At 71.3% G+C, this 15224-nt stretch carries 14 protein-coding genes; 8 read left to right on the plus strand and 6 right to left on the minus strand.

Going from position 1 to position 15224, the window contains the following annotated elements; all coding sequences use genetic code 11:
• Positions 1-48: 48 nt before the first annotated feature.
• Complete coding sequence (locus ACQCO7_RS18825) at positions 49-258, minus strand: DUF397 domain-containing protein (RefSeq protein ID WP_464072949.1); 210 nt, start codon at positions 256-258, stop codon at positions 49-51.
• The gene (locus ACQCO7_RS18830; RefSeq protein WP_464072950.1) at positions 255-1118 is read right to left on the minus strand and encodes a helix-turn-helix domain-containing protein; all 864 of its coding nucleotides are present in this window, start codon (positions 1116-1118) and stop codon (positions 255-257) included. The genes ACQCO7_RS18825 and ACQCO7_RS18830 overlap by 4 nt, the downstream gene beginning before the upstream one ends.
• A gap of 440 nt (positions 1119-1558) precedes the next feature.
• Between ACQCO7_RS18830 and ACQCO7_RS18835 the strand changes: the two genes are divergently transcribed.
• Both ACQCO7_RS18835 and ACQCO7_RS18840 read left to right on the plus strand, forming a co-directional pair.
• Positions 1559-2776: an IS110 family RNA-guided transposase gene (locus ACQCO7_RS18835; protein ID WP_464072951.1), complete on the plus strand. Its 1218-nt coding sequence runs from the start codon at positions 1559-1561 to the stop codon at positions 2774-2776.
• A 596-nt stretch (positions 2777-3372) separates the two neighbouring features.
• Positions 3373-4518 (plus strand): helix-turn-helix domain-containing protein, encoded by a 1146-nt coding sequence (locus tag ACQCO7_RS18840; RefSeq protein WP_464072952.1) that lies wholly within the window; start codon positions 3373-3375, stop codon positions 4516-4518.
• Positions 4519-4657: 139 nt separating this feature from the next.
• Here the strand turns inward: ACQCO7_RS18840 and ACQCO7_RS18845 are convergent, their stop codons facing one another.
• Complete coding sequence (locus tag ACQCO7_RS18845; RefSeq protein WP_464072953.1) at positions 4658-5581, minus strand: DUF3027 domain-containing protein; 924 nt, start codon at positions 5579-5581, stop codon at positions 4658-4660.
• 378 nt (positions 5582-5959) lie between these two features.
• Here ACQCO7_RS18845 and ACQCO7_RS18850 point away from each other — a divergent pair, with 378 nt between their 5' ends.
• The 4 genes from ACQCO7_RS18850 to ACQCO7_RS18865 all read left to right on the plus strand — a co-directional run bounded on the left by ACQCO7_RS18850 (position 5960) and on the right by ACQCO7_RS18865 (position 9624).
• The gene (locus ACQCO7_RS18850; RefSeq protein ID WP_464072954.1) at positions 5960-7387 is read left to right on the plus strand and encodes an MFS transporter; all 1428 of its coding nucleotides are present in this window, start codon (positions 5960-5962) and stop codon (positions 7385-7387) included.
• Positions 7388-7530: 143 nt separating this feature from the next.
• Positions 7531-8022: a DUF2771 domain-containing protein gene (locus ACQCO7_RS18855; RefSeq protein WP_464072955.1), complete on the plus strand. Its 492-nt coding sequence runs from the start codon at positions 7531-7533 to the stop codon at positions 8020-8022.
• Complete coding sequence (locus ACQCO7_RS18860) at positions 7992-8765, plus strand: futalosine hydrolase (RefSeq protein ID WP_464072956.1); 774 nt, start codon at positions 7992-7994, stop codon at positions 8763-8765. Before ACQCO7_RS18855 ends, ACQCO7_RS18860 begins: the two co-directional genes overlap by 31 nt.
• Positions 8766-8772: 7 nt before the next feature.
• Positions 8773-9624 carry a 1,4-dihydroxy-6-naphthoate synthase gene (locus ACQCO7_RS18865; protein WP_464077239.1) on the plus strand — a complete coding sequence of 284 codons (852 nt, stop codon included), beginning with the start codon at positions 8773-8775 and terminating at the stop codon, positions 9622-9624.
• A 24-nt stretch (positions 9625-9648) separates the two neighbouring features.
• Here ACQCO7_RS18865 and ACQCO7_RS18870 read toward each other — a convergent pair whose 3' ends face one another.
• A complete protein-coding gene (locus tag ACQCO7_RS18870; RefSeq protein ID WP_010351235.1) occupies positions 9649-10032 on the minus strand; it encodes a cold-shock protein in 384 nt (127 codons plus the stop codon).
• Between the two features lie 226 nt (positions 10033-10258).
• On the opposite strand from ACQCO7_RS18870, the gene ACQCO7_RS18875 reads away from it, so the two are divergent.
• Entirely contained in the window at positions 10259-10531 is a 273-nt protein-coding gene (locus tag ACQCO7_RS18875) for a hypothetical protein (protein ID WP_075661493.1), read from the plus strand.
• On the opposite strand, the gene ACQCO7_RS18880 is transcribed toward ACQCO7_RS18875, so the two are convergent.
• On the minus strand, positions 10486-11169 hold the full coding sequence (locus ACQCO7_RS18880) for an HAD family hydrolase (RefSeq protein ID WP_464072957.1): 684 nt from the start codon (positions 11167-11169) through the stop codon (positions 10486-10488). The genes ACQCO7_RS18875 and ACQCO7_RS18880 overlap by 46 nt on opposite strands.
• Positions 11170-11267: 98 nt before the next feature.
• Positions 11268-12311 carry a hypothetical protein gene (locus ACQCO7_RS18885; RefSeq protein WP_464072958.1) on the minus strand — a complete coding sequence of 348 codons (1044 nt, stop codon included), beginning with the start codon at positions 12309-12311 and terminating at the stop codon, positions 11268-11270.
• Between the two features lie 224 nt (positions 12312-12535).
• Here ACQCO7_RS18885 and ACQCO7_RS18890 point away from each other — a divergent pair, with 224 nt between their 5' ends.
• Complete coding sequence (locus tag ACQCO7_RS18890) at positions 12536-15196, plus strand: helicase-associated domain-containing protein (RefSeq protein ID WP_464072959.1); 2661 nt, start codon at positions 12536-12538, stop codon at positions 15194-15196.
• Positions 15197-15224: the final 28 nt, after the last annotated feature.

Below are 15224 nucleotides of genomic sequence, written 5' to 3' on the forward strand. Positions count from 1 at the left end.
CGGCGTGAGGAGACCGTACCGCTCAGGTCTTACGGGGGCGTACAGCGTTCACTGGGAGGCGTAGGCGAGGAAGCCGGTCCAAGTGGCGGGAGTCACAGCGAGGCGGGGGCTGGAGTCGGAGTACTTGGAGTCGCGGATGTGGATGGTGCCGGGGGTGTTGGCGACCTCTACGCAGGAGTCGCCCTCGCTGCCGCTGCTGTAGCTGCTCTTGAACCATGCCGGTCGAACGGCTTCGCCGAGTGCGGAGTTGTGGCTCATGTCTCTCCCAACAGTTGCTCGATGAACGCTCGGGACTCCTTCACCGAATGAGCCTCGCCGCGAATGGCGCCGTAGCTCATTTCGAGGATCATCAGGCTTTTCGGGTCGTCCACGGGGCGGCCGTCGCCGTCCTCCTGGCGGCCGATTGCCGAGCCGTCCGCGAACTTGAGGATCTGGATGCGGCCTCCGTTGCCGAGGTGGTTCCAACGGGCGGTGGGCAGTACTTGGATCTCTACGTTGCGCAACTGACCTACGTCCAGGATGTGTTCGAGTTGGCCACGCCAGACCCGTACGCCTCCGACCGGCCGCCGCAGCGCCATCTCCTCGATGACGAAGCTGAGTTCAGGTGCCGGTGAACGGCTGAAGATCCGCTGCCTGGCCATGCGTCCGGCCACCGCCTTCTCCAGCCGGTCGTCCGGGAGCAGGGGGCGCCCCGTCTCCATCAGCGCCCTCGCGAACTCCTCGGTCTGGAGCAGGCCGTGGACATGTCTGCTGCCGTACGACAGGAGCTGGACGGCCTTCGTCTCCATCTCCGCCAAACTCCGGGCATTCTTCCGGTACTTGACCTTCTCCACGTCGTCCCACATCGCCGAGACGCGGCCACCCGCCCCCAACACGCTGTCGGCCTTGTCCAGATACGGCCGCCGGGGGATCCGCATCCCGGACTCGACCTTGTAGACCATGTCCTCGCCGTACCCGATCGCCTTGGCGAAGTCGACGACCTTCATGCCCGCGGCCTCACGCCACAGCTTCAACTGCCGCCCCACACAGACGAGTACGGCGACGCCCCACTCGTCCTCGGGATCGACCTCCCACCCCGGCCCACCCCCCTCGGCCTCGGCTCGCCCCTCACCGTGCATTCCGTGCTCCCTCGGTCGTACGCCTCTGCTCGCGACCTACCCCGGATCCCACCTATACAGCGTCGACACGGTTGGACAGCGATTGGACAGTCGCTCTACGCAGTGGCGATATCACTGAAACGGTAAGTGAATCCGACCACTCTGTGTGACGTGATTCAGAAACTCCACCAACCCACCCCCCGTTATCTTCTTCGCGGTCCTGCAAGAGGGCCGCTGGCCTCCGGGCCCGGCATGACTGTGTCCCCCTGTCGAATGGATGACCTGGGGGGTGGTGTCACCGGGCCCAGAAGGTGCCGTCGGAGACGCTGATGAGAGGTCCGGCCACCGCCCGGTCCGGCGCAATGCCGGACAGCTCGCGGGCGGCAGGTCTGCATAACGTGGATGCGCGCGTACGACACCACTGCCAAGGCCGGCACGTTCGACTCCCCTGGAAGGGCGCGATGTTCGACACCGAAGACGTGGGCGTGTTCCTCGGCCTGGACGTCGGCAAGAGTGCTCACCACGGCCATGGGCTGACCCCGGCCGGGAAGAAGGTCCTCGACAAGCAGCTGCCCAACAGCGAGCCGAGACTGCGGGCCGTCTTCGACAAGCTGACCGCGAAGTTCGGCACCGTCCTGGTGATCGTGGACCAGCCCGCCTCCATCGGCGCCCTCCCGCTCACGGTCGCCCGGGACGCGGGCTGCAAGGTCGCCTACCTGCCCGGACTCGCGATGCGGCGGATCGCCGACCTGTATCCGGGCGAGGCCAAGACCGATGCCAAGGACGCCGCGGTCATCGCGGATGCGGCCCGGACCATGCCGCACACCCTGCGCTCCCTGGAGCTCACCGACGAGATCACCGCCGAACTCACGGTCCTCGTCGGCTTCGACCAGGACCTTGCGGCCGAGGCCACCCGCACCTCCAACCGCATACGCGGCCTGCTCACCCAGTTCCACCCGTCGCTGGAGCGCGTCCTGGGCCCCCGCCTCGACCACCAGGCGGTCACCTGGCTGCTGGAGCGCTACGGCTCCCCGGCCGCACTGCGCAAGGCCGGCCGCCGCAGACTCGTCGAGCTCATCCGCCCCAAGGCCCCACGCATGGCCCAGCGGCTGATCGACGACGTCTTCGACGCCCTGGACGAGCAGACCGTCGTCGTCCCGGGGACCGGCACCCTCGACATCGTCGTGCCCTCGCTGGCCCGCTCTCTCGCCGCTGTCCACGAACAGCGCCGGGCGATGGAAGCCCAGATCAACACCCTGCTGGAGGCCCACCCTCTTTCCCCGGTCCTGACGTCGATGCCCGGCGTCGGCGTCAGGACCGCCGCCGTCCTGCTGGTCACCGTCGGCGACGGCACCAGCTTCCCCACCGCCGCCCACCTCGCCTCCTACGCCGGACTCGCCCCGACCACGAAACAGTCGGGCACCTCGATCCACGGCGAACACGCGCCCCGCGGAGGAAACCGCCAGCTCAAACGCGCCATGTTCCTCTCCGCCTTCGCCTGCATGAACGCCGACCCGGCCTCCCGCACCTACTACGACAAGCAACGCGCCCGCGGCAAGACCCACACCCAGGCACTCCTCCGCCTCGCCCGCCAACGCATCAGCGTCCTGTTCGCCATGCTCCGAGACGGCACCTTCTACGAACCCCGCACACCCGCGGACGTCGAACTCGCCGCATGACCCCAGCAAGACCTAATCACCGCAAACCCGACAGGGGTGCCTTGACGAAGGACATAGAGGCACCCCCCCGCCACCCACTTCACCGTCCAGCACGGCCGCGTACCCGGGCGGGACTTCCTGCTGCTCCTCCAGAACCTCGGCGGCACCCTCCGTATCGAGGTCTCCGACACCCGTACGGACCGGCTCCCCCAACCTCAACTCGCCGGGCCCGACGCCGAGTCGGGGTACGGGCTCGCCCTCGTGCACGCACTGAGCACCGCGTGGGGCGTCACCGAGGGGTCGACCCCGCGCAAGACCGTGTGGGCCGAGGTCGCGTTGGGTTCGCCGGGGCCCGGGTTTCCGTGCACCGGTGTGGCCGGACCCTTCCAAAAGGAACACTGAGGGAAAAGGAACCCGCCAAACCCCACCCCTCCCGCCCGCGCCCGGCGAGCGGGAGCTGGGGTCACTCCAGTGAGTGACGTTCGCCAACCGGACTTGATCTGGGGCGGGTTGTATGCCTTACGCTCTGCCTCACACGTTCAGAAAATCAACGGCCCCCGCCGGGACTGGCATCCCAATGCGAGGGCCTCACCACCAAGGAAGAATGGACCTTCCCGATGGATACCCAAGACATTAACGCGTCCCCGCGTACCCAGTCCCGTCCCCGTGACGGGAAACACCCGAACCGGCGTCACCCGCACGCAGGTCTGGTTCACGACAACACCCGCCACACCGCACGCTTCACGGTGATCGGCAACCACCTCGCCCAGCACCCCGACCTGTCGCTGCTCGCGATCGGACTCGGCGTCCACATCCAGTCGCTGCCCGCAGGCGCCTGCATCTCCATCAAGTCCCTCGCCGGACGTTTCCCCGAGGGCGTGGACCGCATCTCGGCGGGGCTACGGGAGTTGGAGCACCACGGCTACCTGCGCCGTACGCCCGAGCAGGTCCAGGGCGGCCGGATCATCACGCGAACCGTCTCCTGCAACCACCCGGGCCGCACCAACATGCCTGCCCAGAAGGGCAAGAGCCACACCCCCAGGAACTCCGGCCCCGAAGGCGACCGCACCGGGGAGCACGACAGCCGGGCCCACGACACGCACAGCCACAGCACGCGAAGCCACGCCAACCGGGACCGCGACAGTGACAGCGAGGGGCGCGACAACGGGGGGCACGACAGCGGGAGTTACGCCGACGAGGGCTCCCACAGCGCAAGCTGCGACAGCGAGGGCCCCGGCCCCAACCCCCCACAGCAACCCCCCAGGAAAGCCCTCCCCCCAGTCCCCCAACCCTCCTGCACAACCCCCGGCATCTTCCAGAAAGCCTCCGAAGTCCTAGCCGACCTCCGCCGCCACGACCCCCGCCTCTACCTCTCCGCCACCGACATCGCCCACCTCTCCCCCGGCGTCGCCGCCTGGCTGGAACGCGAGGTCTCCACGGGAACAGTCCGCCGAGCCCTGACCGAGAACCTCCCGCTGGACCCCCTCTACCGCCCGGCAGCCTTCGTGGCCCACCGACTGACGGCCCAGCTCCCACCTGTCCCGTACTTCGGCCCAGGGCGCCCGGTACTACCCGTGTACCCCGCGCCGGACGCGCCCCCGGCGACCGGCGCCGACAGCCTCGTACCCGTACACCCCGTACTCCCCCGGGGTCTCCGAAACCCCACCGCCTGCCCCGAGTGCGAGCGCCCCTACCGCCGCCCCACACCCCCAGGCACCCTCTGCCTGGACTGCCGACCGCCCGAGCGCGTAGTACCCGGGTAGTCCCCCGCAGGTAGCCACCCTCAGGTACTACCTCCCAGGTGCGACCCCTCAGGTACTACCCCTCAAGGAGTCCCTCCCCGGTACTACCTCTCAGGTAGCCCCCCGCAGGTACTCACTCCCCGGTACTCCGCCGAAAGAGCTACGAGTGCCCCAGCTCAGCCGTCTCCTCGTCCCCGTCCCCCACCGGCACCGACCCCGAATCCGCGGCGGGCCGCAGCGGGAACGGGTCCACCCGGGTCTCGTCGACCACCGGCAGAGCGGGCCGCGCCGGCGCGGGCATGACCGCCGCCTCGGAGTGGCCGCCGCACCCGTACGTGAGGGAGACGACGCGGCCGTCGGCGGGCGAGAACTCGTTCGCGCAGACGCCGAACGCCTGGCCGAGGCTGCCGCCGATCGGCGTGAGGAAACCGCAGCTCACGCAGGTCGCGGGGGCGGCCTGCGCCATCGGGGTCTGTGCGCCGAACGCCTCCTCCCAGCGGTCGGCGGCGATGTGGAGGCCGTAGCGGGACAGGACGCGGGCGCGGCGCAGACCGAGTTCGTCGGCGACGGCGGCGATCGTGCCGCGGGTGGGCGGCATGGCGAGGTCGGGCGTGTCCTCGGTGTCGGCGGACGCGGCGGCGGTGAGTTCCGGCTCGGGCTCGTCGTCGCCGGAGTCGCCGAGGGCGAGGCGGTCGTCGGCGTACCCGGACTCCAGGCGGTCGTCGTCCGCGTCGGTCGGCAGGAGGTCGCCGGGGCCGAGGTCGCCGGGGCGCAGGCGCTCGCTCCACGGCACCCACTCGGGCGCGAGGACCGCGTCGGGGCCGGGGAGCATGACGACCTCGTCGAGCGTCACGGTCTTGGCGCGGGACGCGCGCGCGACGGTCGCCGCCCAGCGCCAGCCCCGGTAGCCGAGTTCCTTGCACTCGAAGAAGTGGGTGACGACGCGGTCACCCTCGGAGACGAGGCCCACGTGCTCACCGACGACTCCGGGTGCCGCCGCCTCCTCGGCTGCGGTGCGTGCGAGGTCCACGGCCTCGGCGCACAGGCGGTCGGGGGTGCGGCTTCGCGTGGTCGCTGCGCTCACAGGTATCGCTTCTCTCCTACGCCGTCTGTCGGGTGCGGTGTCTCGGGCCGCGGAACGGACGGAGCGGACCTGTGGGCCGCGTCGACGTCCGCGTCCGATCGTGCTCGGGCGCACCTGTGCCATCCATTGTGCGGGATGGCTGAGATACGCACGCTACCTGTTCACGGCCGCTCAGCCCACACCGACGGGACACGTCGATCGACAACGACACCCGGATCGTCACCCTGAGGTAGTCCCCGGGTAGTACCAGGAGCGCCCCGACGGCGCCCCGGGCGACCCTTCCGTAGCCGAGGACTACCCGGGTAAACCCGGAGAACTACCGCCCCGTCCGCGTGCTAACCGCACTACACACCGCTTTCTCGGGGCACTATGAACGTCGTGGCAACCGCGCGGACACCCCAGGGCGCGACCGGAATCGGCGGGCAGGGGAAGGCAGGAGGCGGCGGTTCGGGTCGGCTGGGCAGACCCGTCCGCTCGATCGGCCGTGCCCTGCACTTCCCGTTCACCGGTACGGCGCGCGGCATCAGAAAGGCCACGCACGCGCACGGCGCGGGCGAGTCGGGCCTCGGCAAACTCATCGAACTGCACGCCGTGAACGGCGCGGGCGACGTGATGATCACGGTCGCGCTCGCCTCCACCGTCTTCTTCTCCGTCCCGACGGACGAGGCGCGTGGGCGGGTCGCGCTCTACCTCGCGATCACCATGGCGCCGTTCACTGTTCTCGCGCCCGTCGTCGGTCCGCTGCTCGACCGGCTCCCGCACGGGCGGCGGGCCGCGATGGCCGGTGCGATGCTCGCGCGGGCCCTGCTCGCCCTAGTACTTTCGGGTGCCGTCGCCACGGGGAGCCTGGAGATGTATCCGGCGGCTCTGGGGGTACTCGTAGCCTCCAGGTCGTACGGCGTCGTTCGTTCTGCGGTAGTACCCCGACTACTACCACCGCGTCTGTCCCTGGTGAAGGCGAACTCCCGGGTCACCCTGGGGGGACTCCTGGCCACGGGGATCGCCGCGCCCATCGCGGCGGGGCTGCACCAGATCGGGCCCGGGTGGCCGCTGTACGGCGCGTTCGTGATCTTCGTCCTCGGTACGTTCCTGTCGTTCACGCTCCCGCCGAAGGTGGACTCGGCGAAGGGGGAGGACGTCGCGCTCCTCGCCGCCGACGAGGACCACCTGCACGGGCCGCTCAAGTCGGCCAAGCGGCCCGGCCTGCGCACGGTCGGCATCGGCGTCACCCACGCCCTCGGCGCGAACGCCGCGCTGCGGTGGCTGTCGGGGTTCCTCACGTTCTTCCTCGCGTTCCTGCTGCGCGAGCACCCCCTCACGGGGCAGAGCGCCGCCGTCTCGCTCGGCATGGTCGCCGTCGCGGCGGGGGCGGGGAACGCGCTGGGTACGACGGTGGGGGCGTGGCTGCGGTCGCGGGCGCCGGAGGTGATCGTCGTGACGGTCGTCGCGGTGGTCCTCGCGGCGACGGCCACGGCGGCGCTGCTGTTCGGGGCGTTCCTGGTGGCCTGCCTGGCGGGGGTCGCCGGGTTCTCGCAGGCGCTGGCCAAGCTGTCGCTGGACGCGCTGATCCAGCGGGACGTACCGGAGTTGGTGCGGACGTCGGCGTTCGCCCGGTCGGAGACGATGCTCCAGGTGTCGTCGGTGTTCGGCGGGGCGGTGGGGATCGTGATGCCGCTGAACGGGACGCTGGGGCTGTCGGTGGCGGCGGGGGTGGTCGCGGTGGGGCTGGTGGCCACGGCGAAGGGGTTGCTGGGGGCGGCGCGGCACGGGAGCGGGGGCGGCGGGGGCCGGGCTCGGGTGGAGTAGAGCTCTAGTACCTGAGAGCCACCGGCCACCCCTACCTGAGAGCCACCGCCCGGACCGCCGCCCGCACCCCGCGTGGCGTAACGCACAGCCACGCCGCACCCCGCGTAGGAACTGCGTCGGGCGGGCCCGATAGCCTTCCGCCTATGACCAAGCAATCCGCTGCTGTGCGACGCCGCCGCGCCGTCGCCGCCGCCGGCGCCGTGTCCGCCGGACTGCTCGTGCTCTCGGCCTGCGACAAGCCGACGCCTCGGGCCACGATCACCTTCGGCACGTCGTCGGTCAGCGAGGAGGCCACCTGCGGCGGTGAGAGCTCCACGCTCGACACGTCGAAGCTGACGGCCTGCCTGAAGGACGAGAACATCGAGTCCATCAAGGTCGACCCCGACGCGGGCAACGTCCGGTTCGGCGTGGACCCCGACATCGCCGACAAGCGCTGGACGATCCTGATGAACGGCCAGCCGCTCACCGGGGACAGCGACAAGACGTACCTCACCATCCCGAGCAGCGTCTTCTTCAACGCCCAGTACGGCGCGCAGGGCGACTCCACGCTCGTGACCATCAAGGCGGGTGACGGCAAGAAGGAAAGCCAGGCCGTCACGGGTCTGTGGTCGTTCCGCCTGAAGAAGGACAGCTGACCACGTCCGCCGTCCGCATCCTGGTCGCCACCGCCGTCCCGGCCGAACGGGACGCGGTGGCACAGGCGTTCCCGGACCCGTACGGCGAACTCCGTACGCTGCCGGGCGGGGTGACCGTCCGCCACCTCACCCATCTCACCCCCCTCCCCCACAGGTATGACGTCCTCGCCGCCGGGGTGGGCCCCGCCCTCGCCGCCGCCTCCACCGCGACCGCCCTCACCGCCGCAGTACTGGAGAGGGACCCGTACGACGTGGTCGTCTCGGCGGGCATCGCGGGCGGCTTCGCACCGGACGCCCCCGTAGCCTCCCTGGTCCTCGCGGACCACATCACCGCCGCCGACCTGGGTGCGGAGACCGCCGACGGGTTCCTCCCCGTCACCGACCTCGGCTTCGGCACCGTCACCCACCTCCCGCCCCCGGACCTCGTACGCCGCGCCGCCGCCGCGACCGGCGCCCGCACCGGCACCGTCCTCACCGTCTCGACGGTCACCGGCACCGCGAGCCGGGCCGACGCCCTGCGCACCCGGCACCCCGGCGCGCTCGCCGAGGCCATGGAGGGGTTCGGCGTCGCGGAGGCGGCCGGTGTCCACGGCGTCCCCGTACTCGAACTGCGCGCGATCTCCAACCCCGTTGGCCCGCGCGACCGTTCGGCCTGGCGCATCAAGGACGCGCTGGAGTCGCTGACGGCGGGTTTCGGGAAGCTCGCCCCCGTTCTGGAGAGTTGGAAGAAGCATGACCTCTGAGCAGCCCATGACCTCCGAGCGGCCCGTGCGGATCGCGTACTCCCCCTGCCCCAACGACACGTTCGTCTTCGACGCCCTCGCGCACGACCGCATCGCGGGCGCCCCCGCGCTCGACGTGACGTTCGCGGACATCGACATCACCAACGGGCTGGCCCAGGAGGGCGCGTACGACGCCCTGAAGGTGTCGTACGCGGTCCTTCCGTACGTACTTGAGGACTACGCCCTCCTGCCCTGTGGCGGGGCCCTGGGGCGCGGTTGTGGCCCTCTGGTCCTCACGAGGGAGGCGGGCGTCTCCCTCGTGGGCCGTACGGTCGCGGTGCCGAGCGAGAAGTCGACGGCGTACCTGCTGTTCCGGCTCTGGGCGGCGGACACCGTGCCCGGCGGGGTCGGGGAGATCGTCGTGATGCCGTTCCACGAGATCATGCCGGCCGTCCGGGACGGGAAGGTCGACGCGGGACTCGTCATCCACGAGGCGCGGTTCACCTACCAGAACTACGGGCTGCACAAGCTCGCGGACATGGGCGAGCACTGGGAGGAGACCACGGGCCTGCCGATCCCGCTGGGCGCGATCATCGCCCAACGGTCCCTGGGCGCCGACCGGTTGGAGCTGCTGGCCGATTCGATCAGGGCGTCGGTGCGGGCCGCCTGGGACGACCCCGAGCTGTCCCGGCCGTACGTCATGGAGCACGCGCAGGAGATGGACCCCGCCGTCGCCGACCAGCACATCGGGCTGTACGTCAACGAGTTCACGGCGGATCTCGGGGAGGCGGGGTATGCCGCCGTACGGGGGCTGCTCACGCGGGCGGCGGCCGAGGGGCTGGTACCGCCCCTCGGACCGGACGCACTGCGGTTTCCGTGATACCTGAGAGTTACCCGGGGATTCCTACACGTCGAGCTGGTCCGCGACCGCCCTCAGCAATCCCGCGATCTTCGCGCCGGAAGCCTTGTCCGGATAACGCCCCTTCTCCAGCATCGGCGTGATGTTCTCCAGGACCGTGGTCAGATCCTGGACGATAGAGGCGAGTTCGTCCGGCTTACGGCGTTGTGCCGCGGCGACCGAAGGAGTCGGATCGAGGAGAACGACCGAAAGAGCCTGATCGCCGCGCTGACCGGCGACGACTCCGAACTCGACGCGCTGGCCCGGCTTGAGTGTCTCGACTCCGTCGGGGAGGACCGAGGAATGAACGAAGACGTCACCGCCGTCGTCGCGGGAGAGAAAGCCGAAGCCCTTCTCGCTGTTGAACCACTTGACTTTGCCGGTAGGCACGTCTGTCCTCGTCCTCGTACTCGTCGGAAAACTGCTTCTGTCGTAAAACCGCTTCCGAAAACCGCTCGCGGAACCGTCGGCACCTCGGCCTTGGCACCGCGCGAACGGCCCCGGATAGCAGTACAGCGGGTCGACCATGACCCGCCGGTACCAAGGCTAATGGTCTGTGCGCGGGTGACAAGACGTCCCCCGGTTGTTCCTTCGGGCTGGGAACTACCCTGGTCCGGTGCGTGACAAAACCCAAACGAATTCCACCGCTCCCGGCGACCGGCTGATCCGCGCCGGTGCGATCGTGTTCTTCGCCGGTACGGTGGCCACTCTCGTCACCGTGACCCCGTTGTTCCTCGGTACGACGCCTTTTCCTGCGTACATGTTCGGATTGAGCATGCTCATGGGCGTCGGCTTCCTCATCGCGGGCGCCGGTGTACTGCGTTCGATCGCCGCCGGACGGCGTCAGGCGAGGGAGGGATCAGCGGCTTCCGGAGCGTCCGCGAGATAGGCCGAAAGCCACCCCGGGAACGCGAGGAGATCGGGGAGCACCACATCCGCACCGGCCGTGCGCAATTCCTCCGCGCCGCACGGTCCGGTGGTCACCCCCACCGAGAGCGCGCCGGCAGCCCGGGCACCCCTGACGTCTCCCACGTGATCTCCCACATAGACGTGGGCGCCGTATTCCTTGAGCGCCTCCGCCTTGCGCTCGGCCCACAGGTCACCGACTACCACGTCAGGGGTAAGCCTCAGGTACTCCATGTGCAGCTTCGCGTTGGGCTCGTGCTTGGCGGTGACGACGATGGCGCGACCGCCCGCCGCGTGCACGGCCTCGATCGCCTCGGGGGCGCCGGGCAGCGCGAGGGTCCCGCTCACGGCGTACGCGGGGTACAACCTGCGGTAGAGCGCGGCCATTTCGACGGCCTTGTCCGCCGGGAACCAGTGGGCCATCTCGTCCTCGACCGGCGGTCCGAGCCGGCTGACCACGAGGTCGGCGTCTATGTGCACGCCGGTCCGCTCGGCGAGGGCCTGGTAGCAGGCGCGGATTCCGGGGCGGGAGTCGATGAGGGTCATGTCGAGGTCGAAGCCGACGACGGGGGCGGAGGCGAGGGTGGGGGCCGGGGCCGGGGCGAACTCGGGTGCGGTCATGTCTCCGAGTGTGTCAGCCGCCGCGATCACCCCTTGAGTACTAGTCGGTTACGACTCCGGTATTACGTGGCCCTTCGCGGCCCTTCAGTCTTTTGCGGCTACTTGTTCCGCTGTGACCGCCACACCAGGTACAGGGCCGACGCGACGGCCGCTCCCCGTACCACCCACGGCCAGGTCTCGGAGACCGCGTCGTTCATGTGCCCGGCGACGATCGGCTCGCCCCAGCGGCCCTGGTCGCGGCCCCACAGCCAGACCATCCCCGCCGCCACCGCGCTGCCCGGGATCCACAGGACGGCGAGCTTCGTCTCGCGGTCGGTGAGGCGCCGGGACGCGTAGGCGATGAGCCAACCGGCGCCCAGAGCAAGGAGGTTGCCGAGGACCGCGCCCGCGACGAGGGAGGCGGCGGCGAGCAGGAGGAGGGGGTTGCTCCACTTGCGGGAGGGGAGGTCGCGGGAGGGCCGGTCGCGGGAGGGCAGGGGGATCAGGCGGCGACGGCGACGGGGTCCGGCCTTGCCGGGGTCCCCGGCGGCCTCGGCCTGCTCGCCGGCCGGGGGCGGGGGTGCGGCCGGGGTCTCCTTCTCGGCCTTCGCCTTCCTCTCCTCCGCCGCCTTCTTCTCCTCCGCCGCCCTGGCGCGCGGGGACTTGAGGAGTTCGGGGATCTCGACACCGCCGACGAAGCCTGGGACGTCGTCGAGGCCGCTCTCCAGACCTACGGGGCCTTTGAGCCACCAGTCGGGGAGGGGGTCGTCGGAGGTACGGGGGGTGGGGAAGGTGACGGGGTCGCCGGAGCCGGTGAGGTCGGCGGTTCCGGTGGGTACGGCCGGCGCCGACGGCCCCTGGTAGCTCCCAGGTCCCGGGATACCCGAGGGGTACGCCGGCTGGGCGGGTACGGCGACCGCGTCCGGCGTACCGGCACCGCTGCCCGCCGCCGCGACGACGTCGTCAGGACTCCCCAGCCGGGCGATGATCTTCCGTACCGCCGCCGGGCTGTCCGCCGACGCCTTCGCCCGGCGCTGGTCGATCTCGTTGCGCAGCTCCGACACGAGCCGCATCCGGTCGCCCGACGCCAACTGCTGTTGCTGGGCCACGTCTCCGACGCGGCTCAGGTACTCGTAGACGACTTGGTCGCTCTCGATCCCCACGGGAAAAAGCTACCGCGCGGGGGACTTCGTCCAGTAGATCTGGAGTTGCAGGGACTGGGGGGTACCTGAGAGTGAGGGGTACGGCAGGCACGACGGGGACAGCCGAGACCCTCCGGCTCCTGGAGCGGAACCCCCTGGCTCCTGGGGCGTAACCCTCCTGGCTCCCAGGGTGTAACCCCTCGCGGAAGGCCCCTACCCCGGCCGTACCCGCTACCGTGGGTCAGATGAGCACCCCCCGCTCCCTCGCCGAGGCGCTCCGCTCGCGCGACGACCGGTCCCTCGCCGCCCTGCTGCGCAGCCGGCCGGACCTCATCACGCCGGTGCCGACCGACCTGACCCAGCTCGCGACGCGGGCGGGCACCCGCGCCTCCGTCGTACGAGCCCTGGAGCGGCTCGACCGGTTCACCTTGCAGACCGCCGAAGCGCTGGCCGTCGCGGCGGAGCCGGCGTCGTACCAGGAGCTCCTGGGTCTGATGGCCGGGGACGAGAAGGACCCGGCGGTCGTGGCGGCGCTGCCCGACGCGGTGGCGACGCTGCGGGAGCAGGCGCTGGTATGGGGGGACGACAAGCGGCTGAGGCTGGTGCGTACCGCCAGAGAGCTACTCGCCCCCTCACCCCAGCACCCGTCCCCCACAGGTCTCGGGCCGAGCGTGCAGGAGGCCACGGCGGGGATGTCGCCGGGGCGGGTGCAGGCGATCGTGGCGGCGGTGGGGCTGCCGTCGACGCACGACTCGGTGAGCGCGGTCGCGGCGCTCACGGCGCTGTTCTCCAGCCGCCGCAGGCTGAAGGCGCTGCTCGCGAAGGCTCCGGCGGAGTCCCTTGAGGTGCTGGACCGGCTGGTGTGGGGGCCGCCGTACGGGCAGGTCACGGCCGAACCGGCGGCGCGGCTGCGGTGGTTGCTGGACCGGGGGCTGCTGCTGCCGACGGCGCCGGGGACGGTCGTCCTGCCCCGGGAGGTGGCGCTGCACCTGCGGGCCGGGCGCGCGCACCGGGAGGTCGAGCCGTGGCCACCGGCCGTGGAGGCGGCGGGAGTTCACCGTCCACAGCTTGTGGACGCGACGGCGGCCGGGCAGGCGTACACGGCGCTCGCGACCGTCGAGGAGCTCCTCAAGGACTGGGACGAGGGTGGTCCCGCGGTACTACGCTCCGGCGGCCTCAGCGTCCGCGACCTCAAGCGGACCGCCGTCGCCCTCGACGTGTCGGAGCCGGTCGCCGCGTTCTGGGTCGAACTCGCCTACGCCGCCGGACTGTTGGCGTCCGACGGCGAGGCCGACGAGCGGTACGCGGCGACGCCCGAGTACGACGAGTGGCGGGAGCGTCCGGCGGCGGAGCGGTGGGCGCGGCTCGCGGAGGCGTGGCTGTCGGCGACCCGGACGCCGGGGCTGGTCGGCGGGCGGGACGGGAAGGACCGTACGCTCTCGGCGCTCGGTCCCGGGCTGGATCGTTCGGCTGCCCCTGAGGTACGACACCGGGTGCTGGCTCTTCTGGGGGAGCTTCCGGAGGGGACCGCGCCCAGCTCCGAAACGCTGCTGGCCCGGCTGCGCTGGGAACGGCCCTTGCGGGGGCCGGAGCGCGGCGAGGGGGATCTGCGGACCCGGCTCGCGCAGTGGACGCTGGGCGAGGCGGAGTCCTTGGGTATGACGGGTAGGGGGGCGCTCTCGGGGCAGGGGCGGGCGTTGCTGGGGATCGGGGCGGGCGGCAGGGGCGGGGCGGGTGCCGGGAGCGGGCGGTCGGCGGCCGAGGCGGGAGGCGGCGAGCGGCTGACCGTATCCGGCAGCGGCAGCGGCAGCGGCAGCGGCAGCGGCCCAGTTTCCGGTGACGGCGAAGGCGCGGCTCCGGTTTCCGGTGTGGACCCCGCCGACGCGGGCGACAAGCTCCCCGTACACCACCGCCCCCCGCATCACCCCGTAGTACTACCCCTGTCCCCCACGGAGCAGGCCGTGGCGACCGCCGCTGCCGCCCGCCTGCTCGCCCCCCTCCTGCCCGAGCCCCTCGACCACGTCCTCCTTCAGGCCGACCTGACGGCCGTCGCCCCCGGCCCCCTGCAACGGCCGCTCGCGGACACGCTCGGCGTGCTCGCGGACGTCGAGTCGAAGGGCGGCGCGACGGTGTACCGGTTCACGCCGGCCTCGGTGCGCCGGGCGCTGGACGCCGGTCGTACGGCCTCCGATCTCCAGGCGTTCCTGACGGCGCACTCGCGGACGCCGGTGCCACAGCCGTTGGCGTACCTGATCGACGATGTGGCCCGCAGGCACGGCCACTTGAGGGTCGGCGCGGCGTCGGCGTACGTACGCTGCGACGACGACGCGCTGCTGAACGAGATCGTCGCGGACAAGCGCTCGGCCGGCCTGCGCCTGCGCCGTCTGGCGCCCACGGTCCTCGCGTCCCAGGCCGACCCGGCGACGCTGCTCGACGTCCTGCGCACGATGGGTTACGCCCCGGCGGCCGAGTCCGCCGACGGCGACGTCCTGATCCACCGGGCCGACGCGCACCGGACTCCACCCCGTACCCCTCCGGAGCCGGTCCCCGACGGCCCCCCGGTCCCGGACGTCACGCTCCTCTCGGCGGCGGTCCGCGCGATCCGGGCGGGCGACCTGGCGTCGACCACCCCGCGCAAACCCACCCCTGAGTCCTCCCGCACTACCTCCGGAGAGCTACCGCGCACGTCCCCCGCCGATACCCTCGCCACCGTCCAGGCCGCCGTCCTCACGAACGAGCCCCTCTGGATCGGCTACGTCAACGCCGAGGGCGCCGCCTCCCAGCGCGTCATCGCCCCCCTCCGCGTCGAGGGCGGCTTCGTCACGGCGTACGACCACACGGCGGACGAGGTCCGGACGTACCCCCTGCACCGGATCACGGGGGTGGCGGAGCTGGCGGAGGAGTAGCCGGCCGCTCACCCGGCAAGATCACGCC

The organism is Streptomyces saintjeani (assembly GCF_055409605.1).

Bases quoted from the DNA above. Each gene is read 5' to 3' on its own strand.
- ACQCO7_RS18825 (WP_464072949.1), bottom strand. From the start codon at position 258: ATGAGCCACAACTCCGCACTCGGCGAAGCCGTTCGACCGGCATGGTTC.
- ACQCO7_RS18830 (WP_464072950.1), bottom strand. From the start codon at position 1,118: ATGCACGGTGAGGGGCGAGCCGAGGCCGAGGGGGGTGGGCCGGGGTGG.
- ACQCO7_RS18835 (WP_464072951.1), top strand. From the start codon at position 1,559: ATGTTCGACACCGAAGACGTGGGCGTGTTCCTCGGCCTGGACGTCGGC.
- ACQCO7_RS18840 (WP_464072952.1), top strand. From the start codon at position 3,373: ATGGATACCCAAGACATTAACGCGTCCCCGCGTACCCAGTCCCGTCCC.
- ACQCO7_RS18855 (WP_464072955.1), top strand. From the start codon at position 7,531: ATGACCAAGCAATCCGCTGCTGTGCGACGCCGCCGCGCCGTCGCCGCC.
- ACQCO7_RS18865 (WP_464077239.1), top strand. From the start codon at position 8,773: ATGACCTCCGAGCGGCCCGTGCGGATCGCGTACTCCCCCTGCCCCAAC.
- ACQCO7_RS18880 (WP_464072957.1), bottom strand. From the start codon at position 11,169: ATGACCGCACCCGAGTTCGCCCCGGCCCCGGCCCCCACCCTCGCCTCC.
- ACQCO7_RS18890 (WP_464072959.1), top strand. From the start codon at position 12,536: ATGAGCACCCCCCGCTCCCTCGCCGAGGCGCTCCGCTCGCGCGACGAC.